The organism is Thermococcus sp. M36 (assembly GCF_012027355.1).
In the GTDB taxonomy this organism is placed as follows: Archaea; Methanobacteriota_B; Thermococci; order Thermococcales; family Thermococcaceae; genus Thermococcus.
Window position 1 is genome coordinate 1 of the sequence record NZ_SNUH01000135.1, and the last position, 488, is coordinate 488.

Sequence of the window (488 nt, forward strand, 5' to 3'; positions counted from 1 at the left end):
TAGCATATGCAGCAGCAATGGTGCAGTAAATACAGCACAAACTAAAAAACGTTGCCAATGATTTTTAAAACCAATTTTACCTTTTTCAGAATGGTCGTGCCCATGATGATGATCATGTGCATCTCCATCTGCATGATGATGTTTAACGGTATAACCTAAATCTTCAATTCCTTTTTCAATTTGTTTTTGTGTTTTATTTCCATTCAAATCAAAGCTTACATTACCATCAATAAAATTCACTTTTGCATTTTGCAAACCTTCTTTCTGTAAATATTTCGTTATGGTTAATGCACAATTAGCACAATCCATTCCTTCTACTTGTATATTAATTTTTGAACTGCTCATTGCTTTTAAGATTTAATACAATGCGGGATAATTAGATATTTGCAAAGGTATTTTATGATATGCAGTTATAACTTGCGAGAATGGAATAATCTTTTCAACCTTGTTTCAAATAATAAAGAATGGAATTTGTTTTTACGTTGAAT

General features: G+C 30.3%; 1 protein-coding gene. It reads right to left on the reverse strand.

The features are described from left to right. On the reverse strand, positions 1-345 hold a 345-nt coding region (locus E3E36_RS11675), incomplete at its 3' end, for a heavy-metal-associated domain-containing protein (RefSeq protein ID WP_206203662.1). Positions 346-488: the final 143 nt, after the last annotated feature.